The sequence below is a fragment of the Parachlamydia sp. AcF125 genome (assembly GCF_018342475.1).
Lineage (GTDB): Bacteria > Chlamydiota > Chlamydiia > Chlamydiales > Parachlamydiaceae > Parachlamydia.
On the sequence record NZ_JAEMUD010000003.1, the window covers coordinates 76,740 to 91,224 of the forward strand.

The 14,485-nt window shown below is 40.4% G+C and carries 12 protein-coding genes; 4 read left to right on the forward strand and 8 right to left on the reverse strand.

The window, feature by feature from the left end; genetic code table 11:
• Positions 1-12: 12 nt before the first annotated feature.
• Genes PARA125_RS06565 through PARA125_RS06580 form a run of 4 tightly spaced genes read right to left on the reverse strand, consistent with a single transcriptional unit; the run spans position 13 to position 4,165 of the window.
• On the reverse strand, positions 13-1,422 hold the full coding sequence (locus PARA125_RS06565; RefSeq protein ID WP_213157993.1) for an efflux transporter outer membrane subunit: 1,410 nt from the start codon (positions 1,420-1,422) through the stop codon (positions 13-15).
• A complete protein-coding gene (locus PARA125_RS06570) occupies positions 1,412-2,317 on the reverse strand; it encodes an efflux RND transporter periplasmic adaptor subunit (protein WP_213157995.1) in 906 nt (301 codons plus the stop codon). Before PARA125_RS06570 ends, PARA125_RS06565 begins: the two co-directional genes overlap by 11 nt.
• Positions 2,314-3,033: an ABC transporter ATP-binding protein gene (locus tag PARA125_RS06575; protein WP_213157997.1), complete on the reverse strand. Its 720-nt coding sequence runs from the start codon at positions 3,031-3,033 to the stop codon at positions 2,314-2,316. Before PARA125_RS06575 ends, PARA125_RS06570 begins: the two co-directional genes overlap by 4 nt.
• Complete coding sequence (locus PARA125_RS06580; protein ID WP_213157999.1) at positions 3,026-4,165, reverse strand: ABC transporter permease; 1,140 nt, start codon at positions 4,163-4,165, stop codon at positions 3,026-3,028. The genes PARA125_RS06575 and PARA125_RS06580 overlap by 8 nt, the downstream gene beginning before the upstream one ends.
• Before the next feature lie 99 nt (positions 4,166-4,264).
• On the opposite strand from PARA125_RS06580, the gene PARA125_RS06585 reads away from it, so the two are divergent.
• Positions 4,265-5,329 carry a cyclic nucleotide-binding domain-containing protein gene (locus PARA125_RS06585; protein WP_249274241.1) on the forward strand — a complete coding sequence of 355 codons (1,065 nt, stop codon included), beginning with the start codon at positions 4,265-4,267 and terminating at the stop codon, positions 5,327-5,329.
• Positions 5,330-5,675: 346 nt separating this feature from the next.
• Here PARA125_RS06585 and PARA125_RS06590 read toward each other — a convergent pair whose 3' ends face one another.
• The 3 genes from PARA125_RS06590 to PARA125_RS06600 form a co-directional block, all read right to left on the reverse strand.
• Positions 5,676-7,118 (reverse strand): leucine-rich repeat domain-containing protein, encoded by a 1,443-nt coding sequence (locus PARA125_RS06590; RefSeq protein ID WP_213158002.1) that lies wholly within the window; start codon positions 7,116-7,118, stop codon positions 5,676-5,678.
• A gap of 975 nt (positions 7,119-8,093) precedes the next feature.
• Entirely contained in the window at positions 8,094-9,605 is a 1,512-nt protein-coding gene (locus tag PARA125_RS06595) for a leucine-rich repeat domain-containing protein (RefSeq protein WP_213158003.1), read from the reverse strand.
• Positions 9,606-10,113: 508 nt separating this feature from the next.
• The gene (locus PARA125_RS06600; protein ID WP_213158004.1) at positions 10,114-10,830 is read right to left on the reverse strand and encodes a superoxide dismutase; all 717 of its coding nucleotides are present in this window, start codon (positions 10,828-10,830) and stop codon (positions 10,114-10,116) included.
• Positions 10,831-10,922: 92 nt separating this feature from the next.
• On the opposite strand from PARA125_RS06600, the gene PARA125_RS06605 reads away from it, so the two are divergent.
• From PARA125_RS06605 to PARA125_RS06615, 3 genes are all read left to right on the forward strand, one after another.
• Complete coding sequence (locus tag PARA125_RS06605) at positions 10,923-11,993, forward strand: cytochrome-c peroxidase (protein ID WP_213158005.1); 1,071 nt, start codon at positions 10,923-10,925, stop codon at positions 11,991-11,993.
• A gap of 802 nt (positions 11,994-12,795) precedes the next feature.
• Complete coding sequence (locus PARA125_RS06610; RefSeq protein ID WP_213158006.1) at positions 12,796-13,158, forward strand: peptide chain release factor family protein; 363 nt, start codon at positions 12,796-12,798, stop codon at positions 13,156-13,158.
• A gap of 62 nt (positions 13,159-13,220) precedes the next feature.
• Positions 13,221-13,649 (forward strand): YkgJ family cysteine cluster protein, encoded by a 429-nt coding sequence (locus PARA125_RS06615; RefSeq protein ID WP_213158007.1) that lies wholly within the window; start codon positions 13,221-13,223, stop codon positions 13,647-13,649.
• A gap of 9 nt (positions 13,650-13,658) precedes the next feature.
• On the opposite strand, the gene PARA125_RS06620 is transcribed toward PARA125_RS06615, so the two are convergent.
• Complete coding sequence (locus tag PARA125_RS06620; protein ID WP_213158009.1) at positions 13,659-14,432, reverse strand: hypothetical protein; 774 nt, start codon at positions 14,430-14,432, stop codon at positions 13,659-13,661.
• Between the last annotated feature and the right edge of the window lie 53 nt (positions 14,433-14,485).

Sequence of the window (14,485 nt, forward strand, 5' to 3'; positions counted from 1 at the left end):
TCCCTCAAATATTTACGGAAGAGCCCATAACCCCCCAAGAGCCTTAATGAGATGAATAGTTGAAATATATTGGCGGCCAATCCGATTTACAAGGTCTCTTTTTAACTCTAGCTCAGTTCTTTCGCTATCCACAACTTCCAGATAATTAATGACCCCGTCTCTATAGCGTTCAGTAGTAAGATATACTGCTTCCTGAGAAGCTTTTACCGCTTTTTCTAAGCTGCGAATTTCCTCATCCTGCATTTTCAGGTTTGCTAAAGCACTTTCCACCTCTTCTAAAGCAACCAAAACTTGTTGTTGGTAGTGGGCATCAGCTTCTCTAAATCTCGCCCATGCCAAACTCAACTGAGAACGATTTCGGCCCCCATCGAAAATGTTTTCACTTCCTCTTATATCGATGGCCCACAATCGACTTTTCCTAGACAAAAAGTCATGCAAATCAGGACTGGAAAAACCGAGGGTATTTGTGAGGCTAAAGGAGGGAAAAAATGAGGCATATGCAGCTCCAACTAACGCATGCTCAGCAGCTGATCGCCTTTCGGCCTCTCTTATATCGGGACGTTTAAGCAAAACCTCGGAAGGAACCCCAGAAGGCACTTTTGGAGGCATTTTCACAACCGGAGAATAAGCCATGGAGACTTCTGTGGGAGACACTCCAATTAATAATGCAATCCTATTTTCGCTTAATGCACGCTGCTTAAGGAGATCAAAATACTGCGCATAAGCATTCTGGTATTGCCTCTCTGCTTGCAAAACATCGACGTAGTTGATTAAGCCTGCATGATACCGCTCTTGATTAATATCGATATCCTCTTTGCAAATCCCAATAAATTCTTTTAAAATATCCAGTTGAGCATCTAAAGAGCGCACTTGAAAATAAATGCTTGCAAGTTCAGAGGTTAAAATCAGCACACTCGCTTGAAAAGCCATTTCTTGAGCTTCATGCCGTCTCAAAGAAGACCAGTATTGGCTTTTCAACTTTCCCCACAAATCCAGCTCGTATTTTAAATTAAAGGGGAGCGCATAAAGCATTTGGTGGGCACGTAGAATCGGGGGAAGAGTGGCGGGTAAGCCAAAAACTTCCATTAATCCATTCGTGCTGCTGTAGTCTGGATCTAAATTTACTTGGGGATATAAATCAGCTTTATGAATTCCCGCCAATGCTCGGGTCTGGTGTACCCGAAATAAGGCTGCAAAAAGGTTTTTGTTATTCCGCATAGCTTGTAGCTCTAGGCTATCTAGAACAGGGTCTTCAAAAATCTCCCACCAATTCTCTACATCGGGGTTTGGAACTTCTTCTTGCTCCTCATATTTCCAATGCTCAGGCACCGGAGTACAGGGGCGCTGATACTTAGGCCCTACCACGCAGCCGTTCAAAAATAGAAGGGCGATGCAAAAATAAAGATAGATTTTATTCTTCATGGGCCTCTATCTGTGAATTTTCAATGTAAACGTCTGCTTGCTGTCCCACATACATCGCGTAATCTTTTGGCTCCTCAAAGGCATAAATCACTTGCAAAACACGCGTATCCACCCGTTCTTCAGAAGCTCCCGTTAAAGATTTCTTAGGGATCACATAAGGCTCAATTCGCACAAAGGTAAGAGGAATGCTCACGTGGGAATTATTTTTTGGAAATGCCACAGCAGGGCTCTTCGGGTCAAAAAGGCCTGCATTTTGCTCATCTATGTCAACCCTAATCTGCAGATGTTTTAAATTCCCGACCATAAGCAAAGGCTTATTTCGGCTAACAAACTCCCCCTCTCTCACTTCTTGTTTAAGAAGAACTCCCTCGATTGGAGAGCAAACGACTAAACGGTTTAATAATTCTTTTGTTTCCTCGACCTCTGCCTTGGCCGCTTTTATTTTCATTTCTGCCACACGTCTTTCATTTTCTCGCCTATTGATATCTTCTTGGCTGACAGCTCGAGAATCTTTCACCCTTTTAACCCTTTCAAATTGATCAATAGCTTTTTTAAGCACAGCCTCAGCGACTTCCACCTTTGCTTTTTGCACTTCTAACTTGGCTTTCAAAGCTCGGGTGTCCAATTGTAAAAGGGCATCTCCTTTGCAAATAGGATCGCCTACTTTGAACCATAATTTTTCCACAATACTATCCTCGGGAACTCCAATTTCAATATTTTTATCTATGGCTTCCACAATTCCGGAAGAGGCAATCGCTTGCAAAAAAGGGCTTCTAGAAGGTTCTTTAAGAGAAACTGCTTCAGGAGGCTCTTGTTGAAAAAGTTGGGACATCACGACAGTTAAAAAAATCCCTAAAATAGCTAAATAAAAACTGATGGTGTTGAAAATACTCATGCATAAAATCCTTTAAGGGGACGGGGGTTCTTGTATCCCATCATCACCCCATCTTCCATCATAGCCAGACAATCTGCATACTCAAAAATGCGATGATCGTGTGTGACCACGACGACACTCCGGTCAGAAGTTTTTCCAATATCTGTCAGGATTTGCATGATGCGGGCCCCATTTTCTGCATCTAAAGCTGAGGTTGGCTCATCGCATATCAAAAGCTTAGGTTCATGCACAAGCGCGCGAGCAATGGCTATGCGCTGTTGCTCGCCCCCCGATAAATGCGCAATGTGCGCCTTTTCTTTTTCTTTCAACCCTAGTTGCTGCAATAATTCTCTCGATCTTTCTACTGCTTCTTTTGTTGGGACGTCGTTTAAAATCAAAGGGATCATCACATTTTGCAAGACATTCAATGTTTTGATTAAATGGAATTGCTGAAAGACAAACCCTACGTTGGTTTTTCTAAAATGGGTTAATTCATCTTCATCTAACTTCGTCAGAGTAGATCCTAGAACGTTCACTTCTCCTTCTGTGGGTCTAACTGTTCCCGCAATAATGCTTAAAAGGGTGGTTTTTCCACTTCCCGAAGGGCCTGTAATCATGAGCATTTCGTTTTTTTTCGCGACTAGATCTATTCCTTTTAAAATCTCCAGATAAATCTCTCCCGAAAAAATGCCTTTGGTTACATTCTTTAGCTCAATCGCATGAGGCGTATCAGACACGAAACACCTCAGAGGCTTCTAAAGTTTCAATCTTTCTAATACTTAAGAAAGCTGAAAAAAAAGAAATCAAAACAATCATGCAAAACGTCACAAGAGGGATATGCCAGGAAAAATAAAAAGGAATACTCCCCCACCTCACCAAAGTTACCCCATTGAGAATAGTGATCCCTAAACCAATCCCATATCCCACAAAACCTGCAGCAAAAGCCTGACAAAATACCATGCGCCTCAGCAAGCGGTTATCTGCTCCCATAGCTTTCAAGGCACTGAAGTTCCCTAAGTTTTCATTCACAAACGAGTAAAAAGTTTGACCCGCTACAGCTATTCCTATTACAAAACCTAAAATAATCGTGGCCCCAAATGAAACGGGAATACCGGTGTTAACAAAGAACCATCTCATCGTCTTCCAAAAGAAAGTTTCGCTGGTATAAGCGCGCAGCCCGGTTTTCGTTTCAATAGATTTCGCCATTTGGTCGGGTAAAACTCCCGGCTTCGGCTTTACTAAAACAAACGACAGATTTTTTCTCATTCTTGGGGCAATTTCAATCGCCCGTTCGTAAGTAGTGTAAATGAAGGGATAGCCAAAAAATGACTGTTCCGCTTTCACTATGCCTACGATTTTGACTTCATGGTCATTGATATCAAAAAAGTCCCCGATATCTAGGGGTTTTTCCAGAGTTTTGCTAAGTTTTTTCAGCCCCTCTTCATCCACAATTACAGCCCCTGCTTGCCAAAGATCCTCTAAGCGCCCTTTAACAAAAACAGGTGGAACCCCTGTTAAAGTTGAGGAATCTACCCCCATTAACTGCAACGTCATAAAAGAACCGTTGTAAATTTTTCCTTCTAGTAGGAAATAATAAAACGGAAGGGCCCAATCTACGCCAGGAACTGATCGGACGCGCATCAGATCCGTATCTCTTAAGGGTTTTATATCGGTAATCTGCTCGACGTGAGGATCTACTACCCACACAGGCACATTGGTATTGCGAAGCATGGTAGTTGTCCAACGCATCACTCCCCAAAAAATAGAGGATTGTTGCGTCATTAAGAGAGTGGAAAAAGCTAATCCACTGATTAAAACAAGGTATTTAACTTTATCTCCTAGCAGCATTTCTATGGCAATTTGAAGCATACTCGATTGAGCTCATTGTGGTAATAAAAAAACATAGCTTTTTATTCTCTGATGTCTATTTTAAAGATTAAATTTTGTCAAACTTATTCCCCGATTTTTATGGATATACAACAGCAAAAAGAATTGGAATTTCTTAAAGCACAATCCCTACTCAAGGGTTTGTCAGAAGAAAACTTAAGGGTATTGCAAAGATGTCTCTTAAAAGAAAGCTTTAAGCCTAACGATACCATTATTGAAGAAAATAGCACGGGAACGGAGCTTTATTTAATTCAAGAAGGTGAGGTCTCTGTTTTAAAGTGGGATGAAGAGCGCTTTTCTCAAGTTCTCTTAGGCAAGTTATCGAAGGGCGAAATGTTTGGTGAGATGTCATTTATGGATAACTCGCCCCGTTCTACTACTGTCAAAGCGATTAGGCCAACTGTGGTGTACAAGCTTTCTAAGAAAGCGTTATCCACTCATTCTACTCCTGAAATACAAAACAAGATTTTCGAAAACATCGCGGTTGCCAACATCCATCGATTACGCCACTCTAACCAATTATATGTCAAGAATGTGCAAGGATATCAGGCTCTCTTACATGAGAAACACTCAAAGGGACATTTTTTTATTTATGAAAGCTTGCTTCTTGCCTTTTCCGTGTTATTTGGTTGTTTTTCAACAGAGTCTCGCAATGATTTGCCTTGGATGATTGCTTTCATCCCTTCTTTGCTTCTTATGAGATTTTATCGCTATCCTTGGGAACATGTAGGCCTCCATTTTAAAGGTTGGAAGACCCATTTATTGAGTGCCTGCATAGCTTCACTCTTTGCCCTAGGAGGATTGTATCTTTCTAAAGAGTTTTTAAGTCTCAAGCTATTCCTTAATGTTCCTACGCTTTCACAACTTGCTTTTATCGCTGTTGCCACCTTTGCTCAGGAGCTCATCGGCAGAGGAATTTTTCAAACAGCCGTACAAGATTTTATGGACGATAAGAAAGGCTATCAAAGTGTCTTGATTACTGCATGCTTTATTTTGATTTTTTTCCTTCCATTGGGATGGCAAACGAGCCTGTTATTTTTTTGTGTCAGCTTTCCTATGGGGATATTGTTTAATCAGCAAAAAAGTGTATGGGGGATATTCCTCCTTCACTGGGTTTTAAGAGCAGGGGGAGTTATTTCTATGTAAATTTTTAGACGGAGCCAACTTGGATAAACTCCCGAAAAACAGAGGAAGATTGGCAAGGCGAATCCCTTGTCTATTGTTACGTAGATTAAACTGGGCTCAAATTTTGCATTCAAAAAAGGGGAAATATGAAGAATGCAAAAAGGGTCCCATAATAGAGCAGATATAGCAAACCACTTGCTTTCACTGCTCTGACCAGGCGACTACAACTTCGCCTAGACTATCTTCTTAGAAGGAATTAATTTAACTGGCTATGAATCCTTCCTTGGCACCCCTCTTTTTACTTAGCGGAAGCACTATTCCCAGCTCCCATACAAAAAAGCATGAAATGAATTTTATTCCGGATATTTCATAGAGGATTCCCCTCCCACTTAACCTTCTTTAACTTAGATGGGTGCTTTATTTTCTCGGAAAGGCTAGCAAGTGGGTTACAGCTTAAATCAAGCTTTTTTAGCTGGGGCAATTGCCCTATTTCTACCGGGAGGCTAGCGAGCTCGTTATCTTCCAAATCAAGCTCTTGCAACTGGAAAAGCTGGCCTATATTTTCAGGAAGATTAGTAAGCTGGTTTTGGTCTAAGTATAGCCATTTTAGTTGGGTCAATTGTCCTATCTCTTTAGGAAGGCTAGTGAGCTGGTTTCGGCTTAAGCCAAGGCGCCTTAGCTTGGACAGCCGGCGTATCTCTGTAGGGAGGCTAGTGAGCTCGTTATCTTCCAAATCAAGCTCTTGCAACTGGAACAGCTGGCCTATATTTTCAGGAAGATGGGAGACCTTATTATAGCTTAAGTTAAGCTTTTTTAACTGGGTCAATTGCCCTATCTCTATTGACAGGCTAGTGAGCTGGTTGTGTTGTAAGTTAAGATACCGCAGGCGCGATAGCTGGACTATCTCTTCAGGAAGGCTAGAGAGCTGATTGTGTTGTAAGTCAAGACGCCGCAGGCGCGATAGCTGGACTATCTCTTTAGGAAGGCTAGTGAGCTGATTGTGTTGTAAGTAAAGTTGGTAAAGCCACGATAGCTGGCCTATCTCTTTAGGAAGGCTAGAGAGCTGATTGTGTTCTAAGTTAAGATGCTGCAGGCGCGATAGCCGGCCTATTTCTTTAGGAAGGCTAGAAAGCTGATTTTTGCCTAAGCTCAGCCTTTCTAGCCGGGTTAATTGTCCTATATAAGCAGGAAGGGTAGCGAGCTTATTATATCTTAAGTCAAGCTCTTTTAACTGGGACAGTTGGCCTATTTCTGGCGGTAAATAGGTTAGGCCTGCTTGAAATAAAACTAGCTTGGCTAAGTGCTCGCAATTTTCTCCTATCCATTCTCGGAGAAGCCCTCCTTTTTTTTCCAAAGATAAAGTTTTAATTTCTTCGCGCCTCAAGTATTCCTCCCCGCCAGGAAGTTTTTTCCAAAGCAAAAGACGATTAATGTTTAGAAGATAAGAAGAATAGTTAGCCAGTGTTAAATCCCTTCTTTCTTCTATTGCCTGTCTAAATTCCTTAGAAGATAAAGAGCCTGCTAAACTAAAAACTTGCTTAAAAATTTGTTTCACTTTTTCTGCAGGGGTAAGCTCAGATTCTAGTTGGTAAATTTTATCCAATATAAGCGCTTTGGGTATGTCATTCTTTCCCTGGGGAATATGAAGAGCGGCTATTTTTTTATAAAGATTAGGCATGACAGCATTAGCTAGCAGAACGCGCCAACTTCTACAGACGTTAAATAAGGAAGGGGTTGCGCAAGCCTCTAAAATAGGATAAAGCAATTCATTGGGCAAGCTTTCTATGGATAAAAAAGAGTTAGAATTCATTTTTTACGTCATAGTTTGATAATTTTCAATCTTTTATGTTTTTAAAGTAGTCTAACAGACTATACAAGTAAAGTTAATTTCAACAAGCTTTGCCAGATTTTATAGAATCGTTGTGAGGATTTATTGCTAATTGCCTCTTAAATTGAGCCCGGATCCACCATCGGCTCATCCCTTTTTTAGCTGCTAATAAAAACATTTTTCCTTCTACACCATTTCTTCGCTAGCCTTTATCCAACTAGACAGCATCGAGTTGTCTATTGCGACTAGCTCTCCATTTGCTTAAATCTGCTTTCAAGTGTATGTCTTCTAGGGATTTTATAAACTGTTCTCCTTCCCAAAGTTAAATCCTCTTTTTTTCCAATCCTAGAGGTTTTACGGCCAAATTCCTTCTCTTTTGGAAGAATATGAGTGCACCGCCTTGATTACACAAAGCTTTAGCAGATAATTTCTTATCCGTTTGCCTTAAGGAAAACTTGTAAGCATTGATCATTCTACCAACTTAAAGAAAGTTGACGGGAATTAGCATGACGATCCCTTAGAGGTTAATTAAAAGATCACACCTATTGGTACTAAATTAATTCGAAATTTTGCATTCAAAAAAGATGGCAATATGAAGAACGCAAAAAAGACCTCATAATAGAACAGATGCAGCAGATCATTTGCTTGCTCCAATCTGAATAGGGCAGCTACAGCTATGTCTAGGCTATCTTTCTGAAAGGAATTTGTTTTAACCGACTATGAACCCTTAACGCAGTTTTCAAATCCTAACACCCCTCTTTTAACAAACCCAGATAACTCCTTGTTACTGTCTAACTCTATTTCACCTCTTTTATTCCGAAAAAAGCAAGATAGCAGATTGCTAAGCTAATTCACGCAAACACCTTTTTCAAGTTTAGAAATGGGGGCAAACTTAATAGGGAGCCCTATTCCATGCTCACGTGCAAAAAGCATTGGATGAATTTTATTCCGACTGTTTCATAGAGGAGGCTCCCCCCAACTAAGTTTTTTTAATTTAGGCAGCTGCTTTATCTCCTCTGGAAGAGCTGGTATCCGGTTTTCAGTTAAATCGAGCTTTTCTAGCTGGGACAACTGCGCTATCTCTGCAGGAAGGCTAACGAGCATGTTATCCTGTAAATTAAGTTCCTGCAGCCGAGACAGCCGCCCAATACTGCCAGGAAGATCGGTGAGCTGGTTGCTGTTTAAGTCAAGACTTTTAAGACAGTTCAGGTTTCCTATCTCTGCAGGAAGGCTAGTGAGCTTGTTACCTTGTAAATTAAGCATTTCCAGCTGGGACAGCTGCCCTATACTTTCAGGAAGATTGGTGAGCTGATTGGAGTTTAAGCAAAGCAGTTCAAGGCAGCGCAACTGCCCTATCTCAGCAGGAAGACTGGTGATCTGATTGAAAATTAAGTTGAGTGTTTTCAACCGCAACAGCTTTTCTAAGCTTTCAGGAAGGTTTTTGAGCTGATTCAAGCCTAAACGCAGACACTCAAGCAGGGGCAACTGCCCTATTTCTACAGGAAGGCTAATGAGCCTGTTATCTAGTAAATTAAGCTCCTGCAGCTGGGAAAACTGCCCAATACTTCCAGGAAGATCGGTGAGCTGGTTGCTGTGTAAATCAAGGCACTTAAGACAGTTGAGTTGTCCTATCTCTGCAGGAAGGCTAGTAAGCTCATTACATCCTAGCTCAAGCCCCTGCAACTGGGATAATCGCCCTATATTTTTAGGGAGATTAGTTAATCGGTTGCCATTGACGTCAAGCTTTTTTAAATGAGACAGCTGTCCTATACTTTCAGGGAGACTAGTGAGTTCGTTTGCGAATAAGCAAAGCCTTTTTAGCTGGATCAATTGTCCTATTTCTACGGGGAGGCTAGAAAGCTTATTTCTTTGTAATTCAAGAATTTGCAGATGGGAGAACAGGCCTATTTCGGGCGGTAAATAGGTTAAACCTACTTCAGATAAATCTAGTTTTGTTAAGTTTTCGCAATTTTCTTTTATCCATTCTCTAAGGAGACCTCCTTTTTCTTCCAATGATAAAGGTTTCATTCTTTCGCTGTTTAAGTATTCCTCCCCTCCGGGAAGTTTTTTCCAAAGTAAAAGGCGATTAATGTTAAGAAGGTAAGAAGAGTAGTTAGCGATTGTGAGATCTTTCTTTTTTTCTATTGCCAGCTGAAACTCCTGAGGAGATAAAGAGCGAGCTAAGCTAAAAACTCGCTTAAAAATTCGCTCTACCTTTTTTGCAGGGGCAAGCTTAGGTTTTAATTGGTAAATTCTGTCCAATATAAGCTCTTTGTGGATATCATTATTTCTCTGAAGAATATGAAAAGCGGCTATTTCTTTATAAAGATTAGGCATGACATCTTTAACTAGCAGAAAATGCCAGCGTTTGCAGACGCTAAATAAGGAAGGAGTTGCGCAAGCCGCTAAAATAGGATAGAGCAATTCATTGGGCAAGCTTTCTATGGACAAAGAAGAACTAGAATTCATTTTTACCTCATAGGTTGTTAATTTTCAATCCTTTATGTTTTTTAAGGTAGTCTAAAAAAACTATGAAAGTAAAGCTAATTCCAGCAAGCTTTAACAGATTTTATAGGGTCCCTGTGAGGATTTATTGCTAATCGCCTCTTAGATTGAGCCCGGATCCCCTATCGACTCATCCCCTTTTTAACTGCTAATAAAAACATTTTTCCTTCTACACCATTTCTTCGCTAGCCTTTATCCAACTAAGCGATACCCATTTGTCTGTTGCGGTTAGCCCCCGCGATTTGCTTAAAACTTCTTTCAAGCGCATATGTCGATTGTAGTGATTTACAAACTGCTCTCCTCCCTAAAGCTAAACCTTCTTTTGTCTCACCATCCTAAAAATTTTACAGCCAAATTTCTTCTCTTTTAGAGGAACGCAGGTGCACTGCCTTGAGTACACAAAGTTTTACCCAGATAATTTCTGGTCAGCTTGCTTTAAGGGAAATCTGTAGGTATTGACCATCCTAAGGCCCTAATTGGTTTGCCCACAAAGTGTAAGCCTAATCGCTTGAAGTGACTTTTGATAGCGTTGAAACACCACCTCCCAATCAATATTATCGAAAAAAATCTGAATGTATTTGGCCCTATCTAATCCAAACTGAGTAATATAGGCATGCTCAAATACATCCATGACTAGTAAAGGCTGCCCTCCCGAGAGATGCCCAACATCGTGTTCATTAATCCAAGTGTTCACTAATCTCCCCTGCTTCGGATCTATGTATGTGATCACCCAACCAATTCCCCTGATGGCCCCAGTGGCTTGAAAATCAGCTTTCCAGCTTGCATAACTTCCAAAATCTTGGACTATTTTTAAAAATAAGGGGTTATCTTGCTTGAGTTGATGGTTTTTTCCTCCCAGGTTTTCAAAATAATACTCATGCAGTATCATCCCATTAAATTCCCATCCTAACATATGTTTAAAACCCGCAACTTCAGGACTTTGGCTTTTACCTGCCTGGCTGAACTCCTCAATCTTTTGGAAGAGAGTATTGGCGTTATTAACGTAGCCTTGATATAGCTTAAAATGTAACCTCAATAACTCGTCATTTAATCCTTTTATTTTCCCCAGCAAATGATCAAAATTGCGCGCTTCATATTTTTTAATCGAGGATGCAGCAGGTTGATCACTTATCCCCACTTGCGCAAAACTCATCCATATACTCATCGCTAACAGCCAAATGTTTCTCATCTTAACCTCATCTTTTTTGATATCAATGCTAGCTTAATAAAAATAAATTTTTTATAAAAAGGTTTAGCTAAAAAAAAGAAAAAAAGAGGGCTATGAAAGGGTTTTTCTATCCAGTTGTCTGTATCCTGGCTTTTTTAAGTCTACTTTGGGGCACTTTTCAAGCTTTGCAATTTTTAAGACCAAAGCCATTACTCACTCAAGAGCAAGAAAGTTTTTCTGTGCCTTTAGGATTACCCCCGTTGCCTTGGCCTGCAAATAACCCCTATGATAAAGCAAAAGCTGAATTAGGACGCCTTCTTTATTTTGATAAACGTCTCTCTTCAGATGGAACTGTTTCCTGCGCGACTTGCCATTCTATTCAAGCTGCTTTTGCAGATCATCAAGCCGTTTCTCAAGGGATAGATGGTAGGCAAGGCAGCCGAAATTCTCCTACCGTCATTAATTCGGCTTATCACAATTTTCTATTTTGGGATGGGCGAGCCGATTCTCTAGAAGCTCAGTGCAAAGGCCCCTTGGCAAATCGTAAAGAAATGACGCTTGCACAAAGCCCTGATGATGCTCATCGAGAGTGTCAAGAGCGGATTCGAAAAATACCAGGCTACAAGAAATTATTTAAATCCGTATATGGCAATGACGACTGCAGTATCGACGATATAGCAAAAGCAATCGCCACTTTTGAAAGGACAATTCTTTCGGGAAACTCCCCTTATGACCGTTACATCGTCAATAAAGATAAATCTGCCATGTCAGCCGAAGCTATTCATGGCTTGACAGTTTTTAAGCGCAGCGGCTGTGCCAATTGCCATGTAGAACCCCTTTTTGCCGATGACCGCTTTACAAATATTGGAATTGGCATGGATGCTAAAGAACCGGATCTCGGGCGCTATGCGATCACGCATAATCAAGCGGATTGGGGAGCCTTCAAAATTCCTACCTTGCGCGATGTTGAGCATACATTTCCTTATATGCATGATGGAAGTCTCAAAACCTTAGAAGAAGTAGTGGAGTATTACAATCAAGGGGGCATTCCGAATTCCAATTTGCACCCTCTTATGCGGCCTCTCAATCTATCTGAAAGTGATAAGAAAGCGCTTGTAAAATTTCTACAATCTCTAAGTGGAGAAGGATGGCAAATTCAAGAACCGAGCAAATTTCCAGATTGAAGAGATCAATCATTTTAGCATCCAAGCTTATGAAGAAGCGGCTACGCTCGAAGCCGCTGAGTACCTCACCTATTTCTTTGCGAGCTTTGGTATGCCATGAGTATATAAATTCATTTTACCAAAATGGTTTTTCCCTAAGCCGATCTAAGCTCTCCATCGCCCTTCCAACAGGTTGGCCTCCTAAAAATTCAAGCGATGACAAAGCAATTTACACGCATACCTCCAAATGTTTGCAAAATCTCAGACGCAATTTTTTGGAAAATGTTTTTACTCCAGTATTTACTCCCAATGCAAGAAAGTCAACAACTTGCAAAACAAAATTGGGTTAAAGACTTTTAAAAGGTCGAAGTCTTCTCCTCCCCCTTAGCATTTGACTAGACGATAGGGAAGCTTTAAAGCCGTAGAAAAACTAGAAAGTGCCCACCCCCATCACAGCGCTCGCGTAAATTTAATTATCCAAAGATACAAAAAGACTGTACAAGAATGGTTATGAAAAGTTATACACCCCCATTTTAGATGAGCCTTTAAAAGGCTCCTATTATTGGAAACCTCTTTTAAAATTTACGAGGAAGTAAGAACTTATTAGAGTTAGGCAAAAGAGATTGAGCGGGTTTCCCAAAAATCAGCGGATGAATGACTTATTACCATTCAAGTTTTAAGCCATGCCCAATTAAAAAGGAAAGCCGTGTTTCATTTTTCTGGCCCAGCCGAGCTCGTTCGCAAGTTTCAAAACGAGAAATTAAAATAAACCAACAAGAAAAACTTATCCTTAATTACTTTTACCAAAATGGATCTTTGACGCATGACTAAGATTTTTCTTCCCCTCCTTGATGAAGACCTTTTAAATGAATGCAGTATTTCTGCCTACTACGCTCGAGGAAGCGAGAATAGACAGCAACCTAATACCCCAGCTAGCGCCATTCGCTTAACACACAATCCTTCTGGTATTGTGATTAAATGCCAAGTACACCCTAGTGAACATTTGAATAAAAAAGAATGTCTCTTGAAATTACGCGAAGAAGTAGACAGACGCAATTATCGAAAACCTAAACGGCCCGCTATAAGCCTCTTGCAGGCGGTGGTGGTGAAAAATAAGGCAAACAAAGCAAAAGGCTTTGATAAAACAACGTTGAGCACTTTTCCACCTGCACCAGAAAACAGATAATGCTTTTATCTTTTTGTAGTTATTTGGTAAAATTTTCTGCTTTTTAAAAAATTGAGGCACGTATGACAGATTCAAAACCTCTTCCGTGGTATAAAGAGGGCTTAAAATTCAAGTGCACAGAGTGTGGCCAATGCTGCACCGGGGCGCCAGGTTTCGTTTGGGTAACAATCGAGGAGATGGAAAGAATGGCCCAATTGCTCAAGATTACCTTAGCGCAATTCAAAAGAACTTTTGTGAGACAAAGAGATAATCGGTATGCTCTTATTGAGAAAAAAAGGGAGAACAACGCCTGCATTTTTTTAAAAGATAAGCGGTGCCAAGTTTACACTGCCAGGCCTTCTCAATGCCGAACATTTCCTTGGTGGAAAGAAAATCTCCATACAAAAGAAAGCTGGGCCCTTACCGCTAAGCAATGTGAAGGGATCAACGATAAGGCTCCGCGCGTTTCTTTTGATGAAATTCGAAAAATTCTAGCCGAGCAAGAAAGCTAAATAAAATACTCAAACTTCTACAGCTGAAAGGTTGTGCGGGATGATTGTCTTCTTTTCAATGGTAAGAAAAACATCTATCCAAGAAATGCGATTATCTTTAGGGACAAATATGCGGTTCACATACTCTGTAGATGCGCATGGCTTCCCTGGATAAAACTGAAATTTATACCCCTTATTAACCAACACTAATAAGCAAGCACACTGCTCGATTAAATCTTCTACGGCCTTTTCGATAAATAAGGATTTGTTAATAAAAGTTGTGCCACTACGCCGACTTTCCCCTTCATAGCTAATTTCCGCATCTTCATGCAGCAGCTTTCGAAAGATAAGATCGGTGGAATAAAGGCTTTCCAGACGATCTACAAATTTTTTAAAATAAGGATCCTGGCAGATGTAAGAATGCCAATAAACCACATTGCAGTTTTCAAAAAGGGGTTCATACCTTTGCACAAGCATATTTGCACTTTTTAAACATTCTTCAAAGGCTTTTTCAAAATTGTTGGAATATTTGAGGCTGAATGTTTTAATGTGTGCTTTTTCCGTTAATAAAATGGTAATCCTTCCTTTAACATGCCTTTTTATCGTTGAGATGAAAGCATTCATCTTAAAATCCCCTTGAATTCCCTCGTGGAAATTAGAATGGATACTAATCGGTAAAATTACAGGGGCACTTGTTTCTAACCAACTAATATCTTTTGTTTTAAAAGCAAGCTTTCCCCGGACAGTTTTCTCTTGATCGGTAAAGGTTGCCGTAAAGTTTTGTCGCCAAATGTAAGGATTCATATATAACCACTCGTTAAAAATAAGCTATTATAAATGCGGGCTCTACTATCTAA

Bases quoted from the DNA above. Each gene is read 5' to 3' on its own strand.
- PARA125_RS06610 (WP_213158006.1), top strand. From the start codon at position 12,796: ATGACTAAGATTTTTCTTCCCCTCCTTGATGAAGACCTTTTAAATGAA.
- PARA125_RS06590 (WP_213158002.1), bottom strand. From the start codon at position 7,118: ATGAATTCTAACTCTTTTTTATCCATAGAAAGCTTGCCCAATGAATTG.
- PARA125_RS06585 (WP_249274241.1), top strand. From the start codon at position 4,265: ATGGATATACAACAGCAAAAAGAATTGGAATTTCTTAAAGCACAATCC.
- PARA125_RS06565 (WP_213157993.1), bottom strand. From the start codon at position 1,422: ATGAAGAATAAAATCTATCTTTATTTTTGCATCGCCCTTCTATTTTTG.
- PARA125_RS06595 (WP_213158003.1), bottom strand. From the start codon at position 9,605: ATGAATTCTAGTTCTTCTTTGTCCATAGAAAGCTTGCCCAATGAATTG.
- PARA125_RS06620 (WP_213158009.1), bottom strand. From the start codon at position 14,432: ATGAATCCTTACATTTGGCGACAAAACTTTACGGCAACCTTTACCGAT.
- PARA125_RS06605 (WP_213158005.1), top strand. From the start codon at position 10,923: ATGAAAGGGTTTTTCTATCCAGTTGTCTGTATCCTGGCTTTTTTAAGT.
- PARA125_RS06615 (WP_213158007.1), top strand. From the start codon at position 13,221: ATGACAGATTCAAAACCTCTTCCGTGGTATAAAGAGGGCTTAAAATTC.
- PARA125_RS06580 (WP_213157999.1), bottom strand. From the start codon at position 4,165: ATGCTTCAAATTGCCATAGAAATGCTGCTAGGAGATAAAGTTAAATAC.
- PARA125_RS06570 (WP_213157995.1), bottom strand. From the start codon at position 2,317: ATGAGTATTTTCAACACCATCAGTTTTTATTTAGCTATTTTAGGGATT.
- PARA125_RS06600 (WP_213158004.1), bottom strand. From the start codon at position 10,830: ATGAGAAACATTTGGCTGTTAGCGATGAGTATATGGATGAGTTTTGCG.